Annotated in this window: 17 protein-coding genes and 1 tRNA gene; 7 read left to right on the top strand and 11 right to left on the bottom strand. The window is 73.2% G+C overall.

Features of this window, described 5'->3' with window-relative positions; genetic code table 11:
• Positions 1-30: 30 nt before the first annotated feature.
• The 3 genes from HNR12_RS08060 (at position 31) to HNR12_RS08070 (ending at position 3,399) form a co-directional block, all read left to right on the top strand.
• A complete protein-coding gene (locus tag HNR12_RS08060) occupies positions 31-987 on the top strand; it encodes a 3-hydroxyacyl-CoA dehydrogenase NAD-binding domain-containing protein (protein ID WP_217781587.1) in 957 nt (318 codons plus the stop codon).
• Complete coding sequence (locus HNR12_RS08065; RefSeq protein ID WP_308251229.1) at positions 984-1,445, top strand: thioesterase family protein; 462 nt, start codon at positions 984-986, stop codon at positions 1,443-1,445. The genes HNR12_RS08060 and HNR12_RS08065 overlap by 4 nt, the downstream gene beginning before the upstream one ends.
• A gap of 1,051 nt (positions 1,446-2,496) precedes the next feature.
• Positions 2,497-3,399, top strand: a complete 903-nt coding sequence (locus tag HNR12_RS08070) for an SAM-dependent methyltransferase (protein ID WP_179766898.1) — start codon at positions 2,497-2,499, stop codon at positions 3,397-3,399.
• Between the two features lie 191 nt (positions 3,400-3,590).
• On the opposite strand, the gene HNR12_RS08075 is transcribed toward HNR12_RS08070, so the two are convergent.
• Positions 3,591-4,055, bottom strand: a complete 465-nt coding sequence (locus tag HNR12_RS08075; RefSeq protein ID WP_179766899.1) for an NUDIX domain-containing protein — start codon at positions 4,053-4,055, stop codon at positions 3,591-3,593.
• 204 nt (positions 4,056-4,259) lie between these two features.
• On the opposite strand from HNR12_RS08075, the gene HNR12_RS08080 reads away from it, so the two are divergent.
• A complete protein-coding gene (locus HNR12_RS08080; RefSeq protein WP_179766900.1) occupies positions 4,260-5,336 on the top strand; it encodes an MBL fold metallo-hydrolase in 1,077 nt (358 codons plus the stop codon).
• 69 nt (positions 5,337-5,405) lie between these two features.
• On the opposite strand, the gene HNR12_RS08085 is transcribed toward HNR12_RS08080, so the two are convergent.
• The gene (locus HNR12_RS08085; RefSeq protein ID WP_246425030.1) at positions 5,406-5,972 is read right to left on the bottom strand and encodes a helix-turn-helix domain-containing protein; all 567 of its coding nucleotides are present in this window, start codon (positions 5,970-5,972) and stop codon (positions 5,406-5,408) included.
• A gap of 144 nt (positions 5,973-6,116) precedes the next feature.
• Positions 6,117-6,189: transfer RNA gene (locus tag HNR12_RS08090), tRNA-Asn, on the bottom strand.
• Between the two features lie 150 nt (positions 6,190-6,339).
• Here HNR12_RS08090 and HNR12_RS08095 point away from each other — a divergent pair.
• Both HNR12_RS08095 and HNR12_RS08100 read left to right on the top strand, forming a co-directional pair.
• Positions 6,340-6,696, top strand: coding sequence for a hypothetical protein (locus HNR12_RS08095; RefSeq protein WP_179766901.1), 357 nt, complete (start codon positions 6,340-6,342; stop codon positions 6,694-6,696).
• 5 nt (positions 6,697-6,701) lie between these two features.
• Complete coding sequence (locus HNR12_RS08100; RefSeq protein ID WP_179766902.1) at positions 6,702-7,247, top strand: hypothetical protein; 546 nt, start codon at positions 6,702-6,704, stop codon at positions 7,245-7,247.
• Between the two features lie 182 nt (positions 7,248-7,429).
• Here HNR12_RS08100 and HNR12_RS08105 read toward each other — a convergent pair whose 3' ends face one another.
• Entirely contained in the window at positions 7,430-10,420 is a 2,991-nt protein-coding gene (locus HNR12_RS08105; RefSeq protein ID WP_246425378.1) for an FAD-binding and (Fe-S)-binding domain-containing protein, read from the bottom strand.
• 331 nt (positions 10,421-10,751) lie between these two features.
• Here HNR12_RS08105 and HNR12_RS08110 point away from each other — a divergent pair, with 331 nt between their 5' ends.
• A complete protein-coding gene (locus tag HNR12_RS08110; protein WP_179766904.1) occupies positions 10,752-11,342 on the top strand; it encodes a pyridoxamine 5'-phosphate oxidase family protein in 591 nt (196 codons plus the stop codon).
• Between the two features lie 625 nt (positions 11,343-11,967).
• Here the strand turns inward: HNR12_RS08110 and HNR12_RS08115 are convergent.
• The 7 genes from HNR12_RS08115 to chvE form a co-directional block, all read right to left on the bottom strand.
• Positions 11,968-12,603 (bottom strand): DUF998 domain-containing protein, encoded by a 636-nt coding sequence (locus HNR12_RS08115; RefSeq protein WP_179766905.1) that lies wholly within the window; start codon positions 12,601-12,603, stop codon positions 11,968-11,970.
• A 454-nt stretch (positions 12,604-13,057) separates the two neighbouring features.
• Entirely contained in the window at positions 13,058-14,413 is a 1,356-nt protein-coding gene (locus HNR12_RS08120; protein WP_338119743.1) for a glycoside hydrolase family 18 protein, read from the bottom strand.
• Between the two features lie 165 nt (positions 14,414-14,578).
• Positions 14,579-15,715, bottom strand: a complete 1,137-nt coding sequence (gene rpoD, locus HNR12_RS08125) for an RNA polymerase sigma factor RpoD (RefSeq protein WP_246425031.1) — start codon at positions 15,713-15,715, stop codon at positions 14,579-14,581.
• 86 nt (positions 15,716-15,801) lie between these two features.
• Positions 15,802-17,685 carry a DNA primase gene (gene dnaG, locus HNR12_RS08130; RefSeq protein WP_179766907.1) on the bottom strand — a complete coding sequence of 628 codons (1,884 nt, stop codon included), beginning with the start codon at positions 17,683-17,685 and terminating at the stop codon, positions 15,802-15,804.
• A gap of 105 nt (positions 17,686-17,790) precedes the next feature.
• Positions 17,791-19,080 (bottom strand): multiple monosaccharide ABC transporter permease, encoded by a 1,290-nt coding sequence (mmsB, locus tag HNR12_RS08135; RefSeq protein ID WP_246425032.1) that lies wholly within the window; start codon positions 19,078-19,080, stop codon positions 17,791-17,793.
• A 6-nt stretch (positions 19,081-19,086) separates the two neighbouring features.
• Positions 19,087-20,619, bottom strand: coding sequence for a sugar ABC transporter ATP-binding protein (locus tag HNR12_RS08140; protein WP_218901892.1), 1,533 nt, complete (start codon positions 20,617-20,619; stop codon positions 19,087-19,089).
• A 37-nt stretch (positions 20,620-20,656) separates the two neighbouring features.
• Positions 20,657-21,748 carry a multiple monosaccharide ABC transporter substrate-binding protein gene (gene chvE, locus HNR12_RS08145; RefSeq protein ID WP_179766908.1) on the bottom strand — a complete coding sequence of 364 codons (1,092 nt, stop codon included), beginning with the start codon at positions 21,746-21,748 and terminating at the stop codon, positions 20,657-20,659.
• Positions 21,749-21,775 lie beyond the last annotated feature (27 nt).

A 21,775-nucleotide genomic window follows, 5' to 3' on the forward strand; every position in this document is an offset into this window, starting at 1 on the left:
CGCCCGGCCGGCGCCGTTTCGCCGGAGGCCGTGCGCACCGTCGCCTGCGTGGGGGCGGGCGTGATCGGCGGCGGCTGGGTGGCGCACTTCCTGGCGCGCGGCTACCGGGTCACCGCCTGGGACCCGGCGCCTGACGCCGAGCGCCGGCTGCGCGACCTGGTGGACTCCGCCTGGCCGGCGCTGACGCGCCTGGGCCTGGCCGAGGGCGCCTCGGTGGCCAACCTGACCGTGGCGCCCACGCTGGCCGAGGCGGTGGCCGGAGCGGACTTCGTGCAGGAGAGCGCGCCGGAGCGGCTGGAGCTGAAGGTGGAGCTGCTCGCCGAGATCGACGCGGCGGCGCCCGAGCACGTCGTCATCGGGTCCTCGACCTCGGGCTACTCCATGACCGAGATGCAGGTGCGGGCGGCGCGGCCGGGGCGGCTCGTGGTGGGCCATCCGTTCAACCCGCCCTACCTGGTACCGCTGGTGGAGGTGGTCGGCGGCACGGCCACGGACGCGTGGGCGGTGGAGTGGGCGTCGGAGTTCTACCGTGCGGCGGGAAAGTCGGTCATCACCATGGACCGGGAGCTGCCGGGGTTCATCGGCAACCGCATCCAGGAGGCCGCCTGGCGGGAGGCGCTGCACATGGTGGCCAACGGCGAGGCCACGGTGGAGCAGATCGATCTGGCCATGACGGCGGGGCCGGGGCTGCGGTGGGCGTTCTTCGGCCCGTGCCTAACCTTCCACCTGGCCGGGGGCGAGGGCGGGATGGCGCACATGCTCGACCACTTCGGCCCGTCGCTGAAGTCGCCGTGGACCCGCCTGGAGTCGCCGGAGCTGACGCCCGCGCTGCGCGACGCGATGGTCCGCGAGACCGACGAGGTGGCGGCCGGGCGCAGCAACGCCGAACTGATCGCCCAGCGCGACCGCCGGCTGATCGCGGTCATGCGCGCCCTGGCGGAGGTGGAGGCCGAGGAGGCGCGAGAGGCGCAGGAGGCGCGGGCGTGACGGCGGAACCGGGGACCGGGGCCGGGGCCGTGCTGTTCCGCCAGCCCGTCCGCCCCGAGTGGATCGACTACAACGGCCACCTCAGCGAGGCGTACTACGTCCTGGTGTTCGGCTTCGCCACCGACGCGCTGATGGAGCGGGTGGGGCTGGGCCCCGCCTACCGCGAGGCCACCGGCCGGTCGCTCTACACGGTCGAGGCGCACGTCCGCTACCTGCGGGAGGTCGGCGCCGGCACCGAGGTCGAGGTCCGCACCCGCGTCCTCTCGGTGGGCGCGAAGAAGGTCCGGTTCTGCCACGAGATGCTCCTGGAGGGCGACCTGCGCGCCACCGAGGAGCTGATGGCCCTCCACGTCGACCAGGCCGCGGGTTCGGCCGTGCCGTTCCCGCCCGAGGTCGCCGATCGCCTGTCCGCACTGGTCGAGCCCGCTCCCGACTACGCGGGCCGGTCGATCGGCTAGCCCGCCGTGCGCCGACACGGCCCCGCGCCGGAGTGCCGCAACCGTGGCCGCCGCGCCCCCGTGTCGGCGCACCGGGCCCGAGCAGGGCCCCAGGGCGGCGGAAGCCGCGCGGGGCGACCAGCGTCGCCCCTCGTCGGGCTGAGGCCGCGACGGGGCGCCAAAGGCAGCGGGAGCCCGGGGCAAGCGGAGACCGGGACCGTAGCGGATGGTCGCGGTTGCGACGAGGCACCGAGGACAGCGCATGGCGGGGCAGAGCGGCCACCGCACCCTGCCCTCAGCCCAAGGCCGCAACGAGGGCGCCAAAGGCAGCGCGAGCCTGCGCCGGGCGATCACCGGCTCGGCCTTCGTCCGGCTACGGCCCCCGAAGGGAGCACCGAAGGCAGCAGGGGGTGCGGGCAGGCGGAAATCGGTGTCGGCGGCGAGGGCCGCCGTTGCGACACTCGGGCCGGGCACCACTGCTGCGGGCTGGGTGGCCGCGTGTTAGCCGATCCGCGCGCCGCGCGCTGCCGACTGGCGAGAATCCGCAGATCGTCTGCCTAACCGGCAGCCGTTTGCCCCTTATGTCCGCTTCGGGGTTGCACATGGGCCGACCAACAGCACCCACAACGCCTCGTTGTCCACCATGTGAGACGCCAGTCCGACTCGCAAGGCCATTCTGAGGCAAACGCCCGTTTTCAAGAACGACGATCTGCGGGTTTCGACCGGACGGGCGGCCGTGGATGCGGGATCGTCGCCTCCGCAGCTCATCCATCTCATATGGCGAGACAACCAAGGCGCGCGCGGCCGTTGTTGCCGCAGCTCACGGGTCGCGCCATCTGCCGGCCAGGACGGCCGCGGACCGAATCCGAGCGCCGGTCAGCGCGCCCCCCGTTCCCCACCAGCACCGGGCGGCCGGATGCGGACATCTTCGGCCCCGGGCGCTGACGTGGGGGTGCGCGCCAAAACGATCACGGAGCGGGGCGAATCCGTAACCCTCGCGAGGCGACAGGCATAGACTCCGAGGTTATCGACGACCTGCCTGCTTCAACCCCCCGAAGAGGACAGCGACGCCATGCCTGCTTCCGACCCCTACGCTCAGCGTGCCGGCGCGTTCATGAAGAACGCCAGTCGGCAGTACAGCCCCCGCCAGCCCACCATCGACACCACCAAGCCGAGCATCGCGCGGGTGTACTCCTACTACCTGGGCGGCAAGGACCACTTCCCGGTCGACCGCGAGATGGCCAACTACGCCGAGGACGTCGTTCCCGGCGTCACCGAACTCGCCCTGGGCAACCGCGCCTTCGTCCAGCGCGCCACACGCTACCTGGCGGCCGAGCGCGGCATGCGCCAGTTCCTGGACATCGGCTCGGGCCTGCCCACCGACGGCAACGTCCACGAGATCGCCCACGAGTCCATCCGCGACGCCCGCGTGGTCTACATCGACAAGGACCCGATCGTGCAGGCCCACGCGCGGGCGCTGCTCACCGACAACGCCACCACCACCGTCCTCGCCGAGGACCTCACCGAGCCCGAGAAGATCCTCAAGGAGGCCGAGCGCACCGGCCTGATCGACCTCGGCAAGCCGGTCGCCCTCATGCTCGGCGGGATCCTGCACCACATCGAGGACCACCAGGACCCCGGCGGGCTCACCCGGCGCCTGTGCGCGGCGCTGTGTCCGGGCTCGTGTCTTGTCATCAGCCACTTCTGCCGCCCCGACGACGCGGAGTTCCCCGAGGACGCCGACCACGCCCGCCGCCTGGAGGTGGCGTTCATGGCCAAGCTGAAGGCGGGCCGCTGGCGCGGAACCGAGGTGATCCGCGCCTACTTCGGCGACTGGCCGCTGGTGGAGCCCGGGCTGGTCCCGCTCAACAACTGGCGCCCGCTGCCGCCCAGCGCCAAGGTTCCCGGCTCCTACCTCATGCCGGCCCGTAACATGCGGCTCATCATCGGCGGAGTCGCCGTCAAGCCCCTGTAGGCACGGGGGAGGCGGAGTCCCGGTCACCCCGCGGCCGGTACCGCCCCCCGGAACCATCCCCGAATGCGGCCGGCCCCCGACCCCCTCTCCCGGATGCCGATCCGGGTCCCGGCCTCTCACCGCCCCTGCTCGTGCACCCGCTCCCCACCCCGCCTCCGGCTCCTCCCCCTGTTCGCGGCCCCTCTCCCGGCTCAGCCGCGCACCGCCTCCACCAGCCGGTCGAGGAACGGCACCTGCCCCTTCACCAGCTTCACCCGCGCCGCCTCCAGCCCGAACCACTCCGCCCGGTCGACCTCGGGGAACTCCGCCGTCCGCCCCGAGCGGGGCGGCCACTCCAGGGTGAAGGTGTTGCTGGAGATGTCGGCGGCGTCGAAGTCGGCCGCCAGGGCGAAGCAGGTGACGACCTTGCCCGACTGCCGCACGTGCCCGAGGTCGACCACCTCGCCCTCGGGCGCGGGCCGGCCCATCTCCTCGGCGAACTCCCGGTAGGCCGCCGTCAGGGGTGCCTCGCCCTCGGCGTACTCCCCCTTGGGCACCGACCACGCCCGCTCGTCCTTCTTCGCCCAGAAGGGCCCGCCCATGTGGGCGAGCAGGACCTCCAGCCCGTCCTCGCCCCCGCCCCGGTGGAGCAGCAGCCCCGCGCTCAGCCTCGTCATGGCGCCAGCATGCCATCCCGCACCGGCGGAGCGCCGACGGTCGGGCCGACCGACCAGCGCTGATACCCGACCCGGCGGTTAGCGGCCACTTCCGTATTGGACAGGCATGAACCGCTCTGGTGTGCTGAGCGGCGTCGACGTTCACCCGAGGGCGCCATCGGGCCTTTCCCGTCCTGTCCGCGCACCTGAAAGCAGGTAACGCCCATGTCCGCCGACCCCTCCGGCCGCCCCTTCCGCTCCCACTCCCGCGCCTCCGCCTCCGATCCTTCCGCCGCGACCTCCCGCCGCTCGCTGCTGGTCGCCGCCGCCCTGCTGCCCGTGGCGGTGGGCGCCGTGGGGGCCGCGACCGGCGGCCGCGCCGCCGCGACCACCACGCAGGCCACCGCGTCCGGCGACGCCCAGCGCCACTACGACCGCGCGGCCCGCCTGGCCGGCGACGACCCGGTCTCGCTGGCCCTCATCAAGGCGCTGTCGCCCGACGCCGTGTTCCCGCCGGGGCAGGCGCCCGCGCCGATCCGGGTGTTCGACAACGTCGCGATGGTCAACACCAAGATGGTCTCGGCCGCGGCTATCACCACGTCGGCGGGGGTCGTGCTCCTCGACGCGCTCAGCTCGCCGGAGGAGGCCGAGCAGGTCCTCCTGCCGGGCCTGCGCGCGGTGGGCGTGGACCCGGAGAGGATCACGCACGTGGTCGTCACCCAGGCCCACTACGACCACTTCGGCGGCGCCCAGTACCTGGCCGACCGGTACGGCGCGCGGGTCATGATGTCCCCGGCCGACTGGGACTTCATCGCCGCCGACGCCCCGCCCAACGCCCCGGTCCGCGACCTGGAGATCCACGACGGCCAGCGGCTGACGGTGGGAGACACCACGATCACCCTCCACCACACCCCCGGGCACACGCCGGGAACGGTCTCCCCGGTCTTCCCGGCGCTGTGGAGGGGCACCCGCCACACCACGATGCTGTGGGGCGGCACCAACCCGCCGTCCGCGACCGCGGACAAGCGGATCTACCTGTCGTCGGTGCGCTCCTTCGCCGCGCGGATGCGCGCGGCGGGCGTGGTCGCCGAACTGAACAACCACCCCGGCGCGGACTACGGCGTGGCCCGCATGGAGCAGCTCCGCGCCGACGCGTCGGAGAACCCGTTCATCATCGGCGGCACCCGGACCCGCCGCTTCATGGAGGTCATGGAGTCCATGATCCGCGGCCGGATCGCCACCGACGAGGAATCCCCCACGACCGCCGCCCCGGCCGCCCACACCACCCGGACGTGCTGCTGACCCGCGCCGGTCACCGCCAAAGCCCCGCCCCGAAGGGGCGGGGCCGCCGGAGTCGTTCCGGTGGGAGGGTCACTCCGCCGCTTCCCCGGTGAGCTGTTCGGCGGAGACCTGGCCTCGCAGCGTCTCCACCGCTCGGGCAGGGGTGATCGCACGTGCCCCCAGTGCCGCCACCACGGCGGAGGAGTAGCGGGGCGGGACCAGCACCGACGACAGGTCCGGCTGCGGCTTCCATCCGACCGCGTCCCGGAACTCCGCGTCGGTGGGCGTGCGGGCGCGGAGCCGGCGCACCTCGTCGCCCGGAGCGGACACCGCCCGCAGCCACTCCGACAGGCGGACCTCGGTCGCGTAGGCGCTGCGCGCGGCCCCGCTGTCGCCGACCTCCTCGCTGCCGGCGATGGCCGCCCGACGGGAGACCACCTCGGGAAGCGGATTGGGGAAGTGCGACACCGGCACCCCCACGGCACGCGCGATGCGGGTCAGCTCCACCGCGTCGATGCGGCGGTCACCGCTCTCCAGCTTGGAGACCATGCTGCGCTCCAGGCCCACGGCGTCCGCCAGAGCCTGCTGGGACAGCCCCGCGGCGGCTCTGCTCGCACGCACGCGCTCCCCGATGCGCTCCCAACTCAGGTCCTCCATATGTGCGATGACCGCACAATCGCCGACGGAATACCGGGAAGCCGGGAACCCGCACATGGGCGCGCACATGCGGACCGGGGTAAACCGCTGAGAAACCTGCGAAAAACAAAAGAAGTCCGCCGATAAGGCGGACTTCCGCTTGTGCTCCCGCGACTGGACTCGAACCAGTAACCTGCCGGTTAACAGCCGGCTGCTCTGCCAATTGAGCTACGCGGGATGGTTGCTCGGCGCCTCGGGGATCGGGGGTCCGTTGCCCCCGTGGCGACAGGAAATAGACTAGCGCATGCCCGGACGTGCTCGTGACAGGTTTTTCCGCTGGCACGGGGTAACGTCGCTGACGGCAGCACCGTCGACCGGAGAGGCAGCTATGCGTTACCGGATCACGTTCGTCGCCGGACTCGCCGTGGGGTACGTCCTCGGGGCCAAGGCCGGCAAGGCCCGTTACGAGCAGATCGTGCGCCTCGCGCGCAGTGTGGTCGACAGTCCCGCGGTGCAGGAGACCGCCGGAGTGGTGGGCGCCCAGGTCGCGGGGGCCGGAAAGGCCGCCTACCACCGCATCAGCGAACGGCTGCCGGTCACGTCGCTGAAGGACTTCCTGGCCCGGCCCACCGAGGACGAGGCCGACGAACTCGACCCCACCGTGGTCGAGGGCATGCCCACCAGCGGGTCGAGCGACAGCAAGCTCAACGGCGCCGGGCCCGACGTCCCCGGGAAGGGCCGCTGACACCCATGCGCCTCCCCGGCCGCGCCGCGCTGCCCGCCGAGGTCCGCGCCCGGGTGCGGCTGGCACGCGGCGAACGCGTGCTCGCCCACACCGGCGCGGCCGAGGGCACCCTGGTGGCCACCGACCGCGCGCTGCACCTGCCCGACGGCCGCGCCGTGCCCTGGGAGCACGTCGACCGCGCCCGGTGGACCGAGGACGCGTTCGCGTTCGTCGAGGAGGGCCGGGGCGAGCACCGGTTCGCGGTCGCCGACCCCGGACGGCTCGCGGAGGTCGTCTACGAGCGGGTGACCGCGACCATCCTCGTCAGCCGCCACGTGCCGCTGGGCGCCGCCGCCGACGACACCGGCACGGGTGCCGACCCCGACCCCGGCGCCGGCTCCGCGCCGGCCACCGCCGGGCGCGGCTTCCGGCTGGTGGCGCGGCGGCCGCCGGGCGGCTCGGACGTCACCTGGCAGGTGCACATGGACGAGGGCGTGGACCCCCAGGACCCGCGCGTCGCGGCCCGGGTCGCCCCCGCGCTGGCGGCGCTGCGGGATCAGATGGGCGTGTAGCCCTCCGCCGCCGCGCCGCGGTCGCACGGTCGGGCGGTCGGGCGGCCGCCTCCGGAACGCGCGGCCACGGACTGCAGCGGCGCGCGGGAGGGCGCCCCGGCGGCGCCCTCACCGCGTACGCCGAACGCACCGTTCCCGTGCGCCCTCCCTCACCGCGCCACGCCGCGCTGCCGACCTCTCCTTCAGCCCTCCCCTCGGCCCCCCTTCCGGCCCTTCCGGCCCTTCCGGCCCTCGCGGTCGCGCCGGGCGATCCCCTCCGCCAGGGCCTCGGCCAGGTGGACGGCCGGGCGGTCGGTCTCCTGGTCGATCTGCGTGCGGCAGCTGAACCCGTCGGCCAGGATCATCGTCTCCGGCGCCGCCTCGCGGACGGCCGGGAGCAGCACCCGCTCCCCCACCGCCTTGGAGACCTCGTAGTGGTCGGCCTCGAACCCGAAGTTCCCGGCCAGGCCGCAGCAGCCCGAGTCCAGCACCTCGGTGTCGATCCCGGCGCGCTCCATCAGCGCGCGGTCGGCGTCGAAGCCGATCACGGCGTGCTGGTGGCAGTGCACCTGGCTGATGGCGCCGGCGTCCAGGCGCGGCGGCTCCCAGTCAGGGGCGAACGCGTTGAGGAACTCCGCCAGTGTGTACACCGACTTCGCCACGCGCTCACTCGGCGCGCCCGGCAGCAGTTCCACCAGGTCCGAGCGCAGTGCCGCCGTGCAGCTGGGCTCCAGGCCCACCACCGGCGTCCCCGCCGCCACGTGCGGGGCCAGCGCGCGCAGCGAGCGGCGCATGACCGCCTTGGCGACGTCGAGCTGCCCGGTCGACACCCACGTCAGTCCGCAACACACCTGGCCCCGCGGCAGGACGACGCGGAACCCGGCGTCCTCCAGCACCCGCACCGCCGCCGCCGGGACGCGCGGGTTGAGGTAGTTGCCGAAGGTGTCGGGCCACAGGACCACCGAGCCCCGCTCGGCGCCCGCTCCGCGCCCCCGCGCGCGCCCGGCCGGCGTCCGCGCCGCCGCGCCGCCCGCCGCCTTCCCCCGCTCCCGGCGGCGGAACCAGCGGGTGAAGGTGGTCTTGGCGAACTCCGGGATGGAGCGCTGCGGCGCGATCCCCCCGATCCGCTTGACGAGGTCGCCCAGCCCGCGCGCCGCGCCAGCCCGGTTGACCTCGGCCGGGGCCAGCGCCGCCAGCCGCGCCCACAGCGGCAGCCACCCCATCGAGTAGTGCGAGGCCGGGCGCACCCGCCGCCGGTAGTGGTGGTGCAGGAACTCCGCCTTGTAGGCCGCCATGTCGACGTTGACCGGGCAGTCGCTGCGGCACCCCTTGCAGGACAGGCACAGGTCGAGGCTGTCGCGCACCTCCTCCGAGTCCCACCCGTCGGTGATGACCTCGCCGTTGACCATCTCGAACAGCATGCGGGCGCGCCCGCGCGTGGAGTGGCGCTCCTCCTTGGTGACCATGTAGCTCGGGCACATCACCCCCGGCCCCTCGTGGCGGCGGCACTTGCCCACGCCCACGCACCGGCGCATCGCCCGCGCGAAGTCGCCCTGGTCGTCGGGGTAGGCCAGGACGGTCAGTGGCCCCCGCGTCACCGTGGCCACGCGCAGGTCGGCGTCCAGGGGGCGGGGGTCGACGATGTTGCCCGGGTTCATCAGGTTGCGCGGGTCCCAGATCGCCTTGAACTCGCCGAACGCGCGCATCAGCCGCTCGCCGTACATCCGGGGCAGCAGCTCCGAGCGCGCCTGGCCGTCGCCGTGCTCCCCCGACACCGACCCGCCGTGCGCGGCGACCAGGTCGGCGGCCTCCTCCATGAACGCGCGGAAGCGGCGCCTCCCCTGCTCGCCCGCCAGGTCGAAGTCGACGCGCACGTGCAGGCAGCCCTCGCCGAAGTGCCCGTAGACGACGCCCCGATACCCGTGGTCGGCCATGAGCCGGTCGTAGGCCCGCAGGTAGGAGCCCAGGTTCTCCGGGGGCACGGCCGCGTCCTCCCAGCCCGGCCACGCCTCGGTGCCGTCGGGCGCCCGGGTGGCCAGGCCCGACCCCTCCTCGCGGATGCGCCACAGCGCCCGCATGTGGGCGGGGTCGGTGACCACCGCGGAGTCCACCGGGCGGGCCGCGCCGGTGAGGCCGCGCAGCATGGCCCGGCCCTTTTCGGCGGCCTCGTCGGCGGAGGCGCCGCCGACCTCCACCATCAGCCAGGCGCCGCCCTCGGGCAGCGGGGTGCGCGCGCCCGGGCGCCGCACGCTGGCCAGCAGGTGCTCGTTGAGGCCCTCGACGGTGAGCGGCTCGTGCCCCAGCAGTTCGGGCACGGCGTCGGCGGCGGCCGGGGCGTCGGGGTAGCCCAGCACCACGAGGATCCGGGCCGCCGGCGCCTCCACCAGTTTGACCGTGGCGCCCAGCACGGTCACGCACGTGCCCTCGGTGCCGGTGAGCGCGCGGGCGAGGTGGCCGCCGTTCTCCGGCAGCAGGCGGTCCAGGGAGTAGCCGGAGACGCGGCGCCGGAGGCGGGGCATCCCGGTCCGCAGGTCGCCCATGTAGGTGTCGACCAGATCGCGCAGGGCCGCGTAGACCTGGCCCTCGCGCGTGGGCTGCGCCGCCAGCCGGAGCAGGTCGTCGCGGCCGGTCGCGCCGACCGTCATGCGCGTGCCGTCGTGCAGCAGCACGTCCAGCGACTCCACGTTGTCGGCCGTGGTGCCCCACGCCACCGAGTGGGAGCCGCAGGAGTTGTTGCCGATCATCCCGCCCAGCGTGCACCTGCTGTGGGTGGAGGGGTCGGGGCCGAACGTCAGCCCGTGGGGCGCCGCGGCCGCGCGGAGGTGGTCCAGGACGACGCCGGGCTGGACGCGGGCGGTGCGGGTGCGCGGGTCGACCTCCTCGATCGCCGTCAGGTAGCGGGAGGTGTCCACGACCAGGCCGGGGCCGATGGAGTTGCCGGCGATGCTCGTGCCGCCGCCGCGCGTGGTCAGCGGCACGCCGTAGGCCGAGCAGGCCGCGACGGCGGCGACGACGTCGTCCACGGTCCGCGGCCGGACGACCCCCAGGGGGACGTGCCGGTAGTTGGAGGCGTCGGCGGTGTAGAGGGCCCGCGTACCCGCGTCGAAGGCCACCGTCCCCGATACGTCGCGGCGCAGCGCGCGCTCGAAGCCGTCGAGGTCGATGTCGTCGTGCGGAGTCGCTGGGGAGATCATTTCGGGCATGTCCCCAGCGTGGCGCTCCGTGCCGTGAGTGACAACACATGCGTGCCGACGATTCGCGACGGAACGGGGATGGGGGCGGGGGCGGGGACGCAGCCGCGGCGGCATGACGGCGGCGCCGGGGGTGGCGGTAAGGCACGCGTCCTTGGGCGCGGGCATGGCCGATGGGAGCCTCGCGGGGCGGTGGTACGGCAACGGCCGGGCGGAGGCCGAGGCGGAGGGCGGAGGCCGGGGCGGAGGTGGAAGGCGGAGGCGTCACCGGCCGGGGCGCGCCGCCGTTTTCCACCTGACAGCAGATGGCAGGTACCGGCCGCAGACTGGTGGCATGGCGACCACTTCCGACCCCAACGCGTCCACCGGCGTGCCCGCCCAGGCGGCGTCCCCGACCGGCCCCACCGCCCGCGCCACCGGTACCACCGACGACCTCCGCCCGGGGCCCGACAGCGCGGCCACCTGGGGCGAGTTCGTCGGGGCGGACCCGGACTTCTCGGGCGTGGTGGGCGCGGCGTTCCGCGCCCACCGGCACCACGTGCTCGCGACGATCCGCAAGGACGGAGCGCCGCGGGTCAGCGGCACCGAGGTCGACTTCCGCGGCGACGAAATGCTGTTCGGCTCCATGCCAGGCGCCCGCAAGGCGCGCGACCTGCAGCGGGATCCGCGCTTCGCCCTGCACGCCATGCCCGGCGACACCTCGATGCAGCCGGGCGACGTGAAGATCTCGGGGCTGGCCTTGGAGGTGCGCGACAAGGCGGAACTGTCCCGCCTCCTCGGTCCGGAGGAAGAGGTCGGGGAGGGTGTGCACGTGTTCCGGGTCCTGCTCACCGACGCCGTGCTGACGACCGTGGAGGGCGACGAACTGGTGGTCCGCACCTGGCGCCCGGCGACGGGCGTACGGGAAATCCGCCGCCAGGGGTGAGCCCTCCCGGGGTAATTCCGCAGGCCAGGAGAGGACCTCGCCCTCATCCCGCATTCCGGCGCAGCCGGGATGCGGTGATCCGGCCGCAGCGGTTGAGCGCGGGACCCGGAGCCAACCGGTTCACCGTCGCCACGACGACGATCCCGCGCTCATCTGCGGCCAAGCCACAGGCGTGAAGCGGAAACCGCTTACCCCCTCTTTGGTCTCACCATATGAGTACACAACCGCCGTGGGAGCGACGATCTCGCATCCTCGGCCGTCCGGGCGACCGAGAACCGAAGATCGTCACCCTGGAAAACGGGCATTCCCTTAAAAAACCACCCTTCATGGCCCGCCCCAAAGGGGACATAAGCAGCAAACGGGCGCTCGACCGCCGACGATCTGCCGATTCTCGCTTCTAGGCCGCGCTGGTCCCTTTACCGGCGGCGACCCGTTCACGCAGGCGGTGCGCCACTCGTCCCGCCCCCACCCCCGCCGCCGACACCGGTCACTGATCGGCGCCTACCCCAACCCCCCGCTGCCTTCGGCGCCCCCGACGGAGCCGCCGCTCCATGGCGGCCGGACCGCTCACCGCCCCGCCCCACCACCCACCGCCTTGAGCGGCTCCGGATGGTCCGGCTGTGGCTCAGGGGGTCGACGGCTCCTGCTGGGGTTGTGCGGGCGGCGGCGGGGCCGTGGGGGCGAGGAGCAGGCGGGCGCCGGCGTAGGTGGTCCATACCAGCACCGCGAACACCCACAGGCGTTCCATTCCGCCCAGGCCCAGGCCGAGATCGGCCTCCACGGAGTACAGCAGGCTCGCCGTCAGTCCCACGGCGCCCGCCACCAGGGCCGACAGCCGCAGGGCGCGCAGCGGGCCGCCCGAGGCTCCGGCCGCGAGCGCGATCAGTCCGCCGTTGCCGACCGCCAGCAGCAGCGCGCCCACCCCGTGAACGGCGGACCGGGTGTCTGACGGCGCCAGCCCGATGACGATCCAGCCGAGGCCCTGCACCAGCAGCAGCGCACCCCCCAGCCAGGCGGTGACGCGCCCCCGGCGCGGCCACAGCGACGTGAGCAGGGCCGCGCCCGCCGTCAGCAGCACCCCCTCCAGCGCGAACGACACGTTCATGAGGTCGTGCAGCGGCGAGCAGACGTAGCGGACCTGGGGCGCGTCGCCGCCCATCCCGCAGGAGACGGCGCCCAGGTCGCTGACGTTGTTGCGGGCCCAGCTGTAGGGCTCGGGCCACGCCGCCTGCACCGCCAGGTGCGCGGTGAGCAGCTGCACGGCGCCGAGGATCCACAGCGCCGCCCCGAGGCGGGTGCGGCGCGGGGCGCGCTCGATGCGTGTCGGCTTCGCGGACGGATCCGGCGACGGCGGCGGGCCGCCCGGCGCCTCCGCTCCTGCCGCTGTCTCTGTCGCCGCCGCTGCGGCCGCTGCGTTGGTGGCTGCCTGTGCCGGTCGCTCTGTCATGGGTGGGAAAGCGCTCCTCGAACCGTTGGCGTCGCTGTCCGGCGCCGAGCCGCTGGGGGCGACCGGCGCCGGCCTGCTGCACTACCCGCCCAGACGCCGCCGAAAAGCGCGCCCGGTCCGCCGGCCGCGTGCGGAACAGCACAGAGCGCCGCCGCCCGCCGCGCCGCCGCTCACCGCACCCCCGCCCATTGGGCCACCGCCCCGGACGTCCGCACGCCCGCCCGGCCCCACCCGCTTCCCCGAGAAGTCCCGGCGGCCTCTGGCGACCTCACCACCCCAGGTGGTCGTCCATCGCGCGGACCAGCTCGCCATCCGGGTCCATGTCGAGGTTCCAGAGCATCAGCCCGCCCAGGTCGTGCTGCCGCACGTACTCCGCCTTCTGGGCGACGACCTCCGGGGTGTCGTAGGACCACCACTCGTCCCCGCTCACCAGCCACTGGCTGCCGCTGGACTCGTCGTGGAAGCGCCGCCCCGAGCGCCGCTCCAGGTCGGCGTAGGAGGCCGCGCCCTCGCCGTAGTCGCCCTCCGCCGGCTCCGGCGCCGGGGCGAACCGGCCGAACGACGCGTCCGCGCCCGTCTCGACCCCCTGCCACCCCCGCCCGAACCCGGGGAACCCCACCACCAGCTTCTCGGCCGGCAGGCCGTGGTCGAGGTAGGCGCGCACCACGCTGTCGACGCTCTCCTCCTCGGGCGCGCCCCGGGGGGTGTAGAGCTGGGAGTGGTGCCCGGTGGTCTGGCTCCACGGCCCGGTGAGGTCGTAGCCCTGCACCGTCGCGAAGTCCACCGGCCCGAACGCCTCGGGCTCGTAGCTCTCCCGCATCCGCTCCTCGTCGCCCGCCAGGGACACCGACAGCGTGTACTCGCGCCCCGTCTCCTCCGCGAGCGCGTCCAACTGCCGCCGGAACTCCGCCACCAGCAGGGTGAAGTTGCGCCGGTCGGCGGGGTGCTCGGTGTTGTCCGGGTGCCCGTCGCCGCCGGGCCACTCCCAGTCCAGGTCCACGCCGTCGAACACCCCGGCCGCCGCCCCCGCACCGCCCTGCGGCTCGCCGTCGGCCACCGGGAGGTCGCCCCGCAGCCACAGGTCGACGCACGAGCGCACGAACTCCCGCCGCGACTCCTCGGTGCGCGCCGCCGTGGAGAAGTGGGTGGAGGTGTTCCAGCCGCCCAGCGAGATGCTGGCGCCCAGCGACGGGTGGCTCTCCCGCAGCTTGCGCAGCTGGTTGAGGCCGCCGGCCAGCGGCTGCTCGTAGGTGTCGGCCCGCCCGTCGACGCTGTCCTCGGCGGAGTAGCGGCGCTGGTAGACCTCCCACGCCCGGCTGCCGGCCACGGGGATGTGGCAGCGGCCCTCGGGCGAGATCTCGCCGAAGGCCCACATCAGCCGGGTCAGGCGGTCGGCCGCGCCGCTGTCGGCGACGTCCTTGATCCGGTAGCCCCGGTTGGCGGTGTTCCAGTCGGCGAAGTAGGCGATGCGCTGCACGGACGGCTCCCTCACCGCGTCGACGACCGCGACGACACCCGCCACCAGTGCGAGCGCCCCCGCCCCGGCCGCGCAGCCCAGCAGCAGCCGACGCCATCGGCCCGGAGGCCGAGGGGGCCGCGCGTGGTGCCGCCGCGAAGGAGTCACACGGGCCAACGTAATCCGCGCGCGGCGCGCGGGTGCCCGCCGCGACCACATCAGGCCGACCCCGCCCCCGCCGGAACTCCGCGCCCGCGGCGGGCGTTGTCCTCCGGATGCGCCGCGCACCGCCGGCTCACGGCTCCCGGCCGGTGCCCGCGCCGCCCGCTCCCGCTATTCGAGGTAGTCGCGCAGGGTCTGCGCGCGCGAGGGGTGGCGCAGCTTGGCCAGGGTCTTGGACTCGATCTGCCGGATCCGCTCGCGGGTGACCCCGAACTCCCGCCCGACCTCCTCCAGCGTGTGGGGGTGGCCGTCGCGCAGCCCGAACCGCAGCTGGATGATCCGCTTCTCGCGGTCGCTGAGCGCGCCCAGCAGCGCCACCAGCTGGTCCTGGAGCATGGTGAACGCGGCCGCCTCGACCGGCGCCACGGCGTCGGAGTCCTCGATGAAGTCGCCGAAGTCGGAGTCCTCGTCGCCGATGGGCGCCTGCAGCGACACCGGCTCCTGGGCGATGCGCTGGATCTCCTGCACGCGGTCGCCGGCGAACCCCAGTTCGCGCGAGATCTCCGCAGGGGTGGGCTCGCGGCCGAGTTCCTGGTGGAGCTGGCGCTGCACCCGCATCAGCCGGTTGATGGTCTCGACCATGTGCACCGGGATGCGGATGGTGCGCGCCTGGTCGGCGATGGCGCGGGTGATGGCCTGGCGGATCCACCACGTGGCATACGTGGAGAACTTGAAGCCCTTGGTGTAGTCGAACTTCTCGACGGCGCGGATGAGGCCGAGGTTGCCCTCCTGCACGAGGTCGAGCAGCAGCAGGCCCCGGCCCAGGTAGCGCTTGGCGATCGAGACCACCAGGCGCAGGTTGGCCTCGATCAGCCGGTGCTTGGCGCGCTCGCCCTCGGCCACCAGGAGTTCGAGGTCGGCGGCGCTGGGGCCGCCGCGCGGCGCGGGCGCGCCGGACGCGGAGCGCCGCAGCTTCTCGGCCGCGAACAGCCCGACCTCGATGGACTTGGCGAGGTCGACCTCCTCCTCGGCCGTGAGCAGGGGCACGCGGCCGATCTCGCGCAGGTAGATGCGCACGAGGTCGCCGGCGGGTGAGGCCCGGCGCTCCACGTCGGCGGCCGGGACGGGGTCGTCGTCGGCGGGGTCGAGGACCTCGACCCCCTGCTGGGCCAGGCCCCGCACCACCTGGTCCAGGAACTCGGGCGGGGCGTCGAGGCGGTCCAGGGCGGCGGCGACGTCGGCGACGGTCACCATCTCGCCGGAGCCCGTGTCCGCGACCAATCGCGCCACCTGTGTGATCGGTGGCATTTCACCGGGCAGCACCGAAAGAGCCACCCTTACAGTGTGCCTGATCCTCTCGCGGAATAGTGAGAACTATTTTTGTCACCAGGGTGCTACGTGGCACCTGCGGCGCGCTCGCGCATCAGCCGTCTCTGCTGCTCAACAGCCATGAGTTCGGCGAAGACGCGCTGGTAATCGTCGGGCTGGGCGGCGGGGTCGAGCCTGCCGAGCCGGGATTTCAGGTTTGCGACCTGGCGATTGATGGAATGAATCTTGATCGTGCCCAGAATTTCCCGGGCGTAATGTTCGTCGAGTTCTCCGTAGACCTCGATCGGCTCCACCGCCAACCGGGTCACAAACGCCCGCTGGGGTTCGTTGGGCGCGGCGTCGCGCAGCCGGGTGGCCCACTGCTGGGGCTCGGTGGCCGCCCGCACCCCGCCCAGGCCCGTGATCAACTCGTGGACCGCGCGGTGCTGGGGCACGGTGAACGACTCGGTGTCGAGGTCGTCGAACTCCGCTGCCAGCCCTGGGTACTGCACCGCGATCTTCAGCGCCTGGCGCTCGCGCTGCAGCGAGGGGTCGCGCAGGTCGTAGGGGGCGGAGTCGGCCGCGCCGGGCGGCGCCGGGGGCGCGGGCCGGCGCGCGGGGCCGCCCGCGCGGTGGCGGGCCACGTGCTGGGCCACGCGGCGCTGCACGAACGCCTCGTCCATGATGCCCAGCCAGTGGTCGAGGTTGACCCCGTAGAGCTTGCGCACCCCCTCGTTGCGGATGCTGGCGACGATCTCGGCGGCGGCGTCGAGGCCGGCCATGCGGCCCTCGGCGGTGTCGAGGTCGTACTGCTGGATGACCGTGCGGATCATGAACTCATACAGCGGCTTGCGGTTGGCCACGAGGTCGCGCACGGCGGCGTTGCCGCCGCGCTGGCGGAGGTCGCAGGGGTCAAGGCCGTCGGGCTGCACCGCGACGAAGGTCTCGGAGGCGAACCCGTGCTCCTCGGCGAAGGCGCGCACGGCGGCCTTCTGCCCGGCGGCGTCGCCGTCGAAGGTGAACACGACCTCGCCGCCCTGGTTGGAGCGGCCCAGCAGCATGCGGCGCAGGATCTTGAGGTGCTCCTCGCCGAAGGAGGTGCCGCAGGTGGCCACCGCCGTGGTGACGCCCGCCAGGTGGCAGGCCATCACATCGGTGTAGCCCTCGACGATGACGGCGCGGCGCTCGCGCGAGATGTCGCGCTTGGCGAGGTCGAGGCCGTAGAGCAGGTGGCCTTTTTTGAAGATCGGGGTCTCGGGGGTGTTGAGGTACTTGGGGCCGTCGTCGGTGGCGGGGTCGAGCTTGCGGGCGCCGAAGCCCACGACGTCGCCGGTGACCTCGCGCACCGGCCACACCAGGCGGTTGCGGAAGCGGTCGTAGGCGCCGCGGCGGCCCTGGCTGGCCAGCCCGGCGGTGATCAGCTCGTGGTCGGTGAAGCCCTTGCCGCGCAGGTGGGTGGTCAGGGCCTCCCAGCCGCCGGGGGCGTAGCCCACGCCGAAGTGCTCGGCGTCGGCCCGGCCGAACCCGCGTTCGCGGAGGAAGCGGCGGCCCTCCTGGGCGGCGGGGGTGAGCAGCTGCTCGGCGTAGAAGCGCTGGGCCTCGCGGTGGGCCTCGATGAGCCGCTGGCGCTGGCTCTGGTCGTGGCGCGCCGAGGAGCGGCCGCCCTGTTCGTAGCGGAGCTGGATGCCGGCCTGCTGGGCGAGGGACTCCACCGCCTCGACGAAGCTGAGGTGCTCGATCTCCTGGATGAAGCGGATGACGTCGCCGCCCTCGCCGCAGCCGAAGCAGTAGTACAGGCCCCGGGCGGGGGTGACGTTGAAGGACGGCGACTTCTCGTCGTGGAAGGGGCACAGGCCCTTGAGGGAGCCGCCGCCGGCGCTGCGCAGCTGAAGGTACTCCCCCACCACGTCGGCGATGGGAGAGCGTTCGCGCACGAGCGCGACGTCTTCGTCTCTGATCCTTCCGGCCACGGTTCCTCAGCCTAGTTCTCCGCCCGAGCGCTCGGCCACGGAGGTCACTCGCCTGGGGAAAAGGGGCGGGCGGCTCCTCCTGCACAGGAGCCGCCCGCCCCGGCCTCACCGGCCGCCCCCGGACGCGGCCGCCGGTTCGTCGGGTTGCTCGGCCGCCGCGGCGCCGGGGCCGTCGGGGCGGTCGGGGCGGCTCCGCGAGGAGCGCAGGAACGCCGGCACCCCGCCGCCCCGCCCGAAGCCCACCCTCCTCTTGTTGTAGATGTCGAAGGCCACGGCCGCCAACAGCACCAGGCCCTTGATCGCCTGCTGCCAGTCCACGCCCAGCCCGATGATGGACATGCCGTTGTTCATCACGCCCATGACCAGCGCACCCACGATGGCGCCCATGACCGTGCCCACCCCGCCCGAGGCCGAGGCGCCGCCGATGAACGCCGCGGCGATGGCGTCCAGCTCGAACATCTCCCCGGCGCCGGGCGTGGCGGCGTTGAGCCGCCCGGTGAACACCAGCCCGGCCAGCGCCGAGAGCACGCCCATGTTCACGAACACCCAGAACGTGGTGCGCTGGGTCTTGACCCCCGACAGCCGGGCGGCCTTCTCGCTGCCGCCCACCGCGTAGACCCGCCGCCCGATGGTGGTGGACTTCATCAGGAACGAGTAGCCCACGATCAGCACAAGCAGCAGCAGGCCCACCACCGGGATCCCGTTGTAGTCGGCCAGGGCGTAGGCGAACAGCATGACCACCACCACGGTGGCCGCCGACTGCGCGGCGGTCAGCCCGGCCGCGGGCGCGGGCAGCCCGTGGCGCAGGCTGCGGGCGCGCACCCGCCACTGGATCCACACCAGCGCCGCCGCGCCGGCCGCGCCCAGCGCCAGGGTCAGCAGGTGCGGGCCGTCGGGCACGACGTCGGGCACGAACCCGCTGGCCCACATCCGCAGGGAGTCCGGCAGCGGTCCCACCGAGCGGCCGCCCAGCACGATCAGGGTGGCGCCGCGGAAGATCAGCATGCCGGCCAGGGTGACGATGAACGCCGGGATGTGCACGTAGGCGATCCAGAACCCCTGCCAGGCGCCGATGAGCCCGCCCATGGCCAGGGCCAGCGGTATCACCACGTAGACGGGCAGCCCCACGTCGGTGAGCAGCACCGCCGCCACCGCGCCGGTGAAGGCCACCACCGACCCCACCGACAGGTCGATGTTGCCCGTGACGATCACCAGCATCATGCCGATCGCCAGGATCAGCACGTAGGAGTTCTGCATGATGACGTTGGTGATGTTCAGCGGGCGCAGCAGCAGCCCGCCGGTGAGGATCTGGAACAGCACCACGATGACCGCCAGGGCGATCACCATGCCGTACTGCCGTGCGTTGCTGCGCAGCAGCTCGCGTATTGCTTCCATGGCTCGTCACGCCCTCGTCTGGGTCATCAGCTTCATCAGGGACTCCTGGTCGGCCTCGGGGCCGGGCAGCTGGCCGGTGATGCGCCCGGCGCACATGGCGTAGATCCGGTCGCACATGCCCAGCAGCTCGGGCAGCTCCGAGGAGATGAGCAGCACGCACGCGCCCTCGGCCGCCAGGCGCCGCACGATCAGGTAGATCTCGTACTTGGCGCCGACGTCGATGCCGCGCGTGGGCTCGTCCAGGATGAGCAGGTCGGGCTCGGCGAACATCCACTTGCCCAGCACGACCTTCTGCTGGTTGCCGCCGCTCAGCTCGCCCGTGGTCTGGAGCACGCCGCTGCTCTTGACCCGCATGCTCCGGCTCATCTCGGCGGCGGCCACGGCCTCGCGGGCCGGGTCGATGACGGTCCCCCGGCTGATCCGGCCCAGCGCGGCCAGGGTCAGGTTGCGGCGGATGTCGTCGTCCAGGATGAGCCCCAGCTCCTTGCGGTCCTCGGGCACGTAGGCGATGCCGCCGGCGATGGCGTCGCCGACGTCGCGCACCCGCAGGGGGCGCCCGTCCTTGTGGACGGTGCCCGACACGTAGCGGCCGTAGGAGCGCCCGAACACGCTCATCGCCAGCTCGGTGCGCCCGGCTCCCATCAGCCCGGCCAGGCCCACGATCTCGCCCCGGCGGATCTCCAGGGAGGCGCCGTCGACCACCCGCCGGCCCACCTGGGTGGGGTGGTCCACGGTCCAGCCGGTCACGGTGAACCGGACGGGGCCGATCTCGGCGGTGCGCGGCGGGTAGCGGTGGTCGAGGTCGCGGCCGACCATCGCGCGGATGACGCGGTCCTCGTCCACGCCGCCCCCGGCCATCGGCAGGGTCTCGACCGTGCGCCCGTCGCGCAGCACCGTGATGGTGTCGGCGACCCGGGTGACCTCGCCGAGCTTGTGCGAGATCAGGATGGAGGTGATGCCCTGCGCCTTCAGCTCCAGCAGCAGGGCGAGCAGGTTGTCGCTCTCGGTCTCGTTGAGCGCCGAGGTCGGCTCGTCCAGGATCAGCAGCCGCACCCGTTTGGACAGCGCCTTGGCGATCTCCACCAGCTGGCGCCGGCCGACGCTGAGCGCGGCGACCGGCGCGGTGGGGTCCTCCTCCAGGCCGACCCGGCGCAGCAGGTCCCGGGCCGCCGCGGCGGTCCGGCCCCAGTCGATGAGGCCGAACCCCCGCGTGCGCTCGTTGCCCAGGAAGATGTTCTCGGCGACCGACAGCTCCGGCACCAGCGCCAGCTCCTGGTGGATGATCGCGATCCCGGCGCGCTCGCTGTCGCGGATGCCGGAGAACGCCCGCACCTCGCCGTCGACGAGGATGTCGCCGGTGTAGGAGCCGCGCGGGTAGACCCCGCTGAGCACCTTCATCAGCGTCGACTTGCCGGCGCCGTTCTCGCCCATCAGGGCGTGGATCTCGCCGCGCCGCACCCGCAGGTCCACGCCGTCCAGCGCCTTGACGCCGGGGAACTCCTTAAAGATGCCGCGCATGTGCAGGATCAGGTCGTCCATGGCAGTCTCCCTCGGCACAGCCACCACCGCCTCCGCGTCACTCCAGCTCCGACGCCTCGTAGTAGCCGCTGCCGACGAGTTCCTCCTCGTAGTTGTCGGCGTCCACCGACACCGGCTCGATGAGGTAGGCGGGCACGACCTTGACGCCGTTGTCGTAGCTTTCGGTGTCGTTGACCTCGGGCTCCTCGCCCCGGACCACGGCGTCGGTCATGGCCACCGCGACCTCGGCCAGTTCGCGGGTGTCCTTGAAGACGGTCTGGGTCTGCTCGCCGGCGATGATCGACTTGACCGAGGCCACCTCGGCGTCCTGGCCGGTGATCACGGGCAGCGGCCGCTCCTCGGTGCCGTAGCCGACCGCCTTCAGCGAGGAGATGACGCCGATGCTGATGCCGTCGTAGGGCGAGAGGACGGCGTCGACCTCCTCGTCGGAGTAGTGGGAGCTGAGCAGGTTGTCCATGCGCGCCTGGGCGGCGGACCCGCTCCAGCGCATCGTGGCGATCTGGTCCATCTCGGTCTGGCCGCTGCGGACCTCCAGCACGCCCTCGTCGATGTAGGGCTGGAGCACCGACATCGCGCCGTCGTAGAAGAAGTAGGCGTTGTTGTCGTCGGGTGAGCCGCCGAACAGCTCGATGCTGAACGGGCCCTCCTCGTTCTCCAGGTCCAGGGCCTGCTCGATGTACTCGCCCTGGAGCACGCCGACCTGGAAGTTGTCGAACGTGGCGTAGTAGTCGACGTGCTCGCTGCCGTTGATGAGGCGGTCGTAGGCGATGACGGGGATGTCGCTGTCGGCGGCCATCTGCAGGGTGTCGGTCAGCGCCTCGCCGTCGATGGCGGCGATCACCAGGGCGTCCACCCCGCGCGTGATCATGTTCTCGATCTGGGAGACCTGGTCCTCGACCACGTCCTCGGCGTACTGCAGGTCGGTGGCGTAGCCGGCCTCCTCGAACAGCCGGACCATGTTCTGGCCGTCGGCGACCCAGCGGTCGGAGGACTTGGTGGGCATGGCGATGCCGATGGTGCCGTTCTCGCCTTCGGGCCGGGCGGCGTCGCCGACGCCGCCGCAGGCGCTCAGCAGCAGCGCCATGACCAGGGACAGTGCCGCCGCGAGGGCGGCGGGGGTGCGCTTCATCGTGGTCACCTTCGTTTCCGGATGGGG

The organism is Streptomonospora nanhaiensis, assembly GCF_013410565.1.
Taxonomy (GTDB): Bacteria; Actinomycetota; Actinomycetes; order Streptosporangiales; family Streptosporangiaceae; genus Streptomonospora; species Streptomonospora nanhaiensis.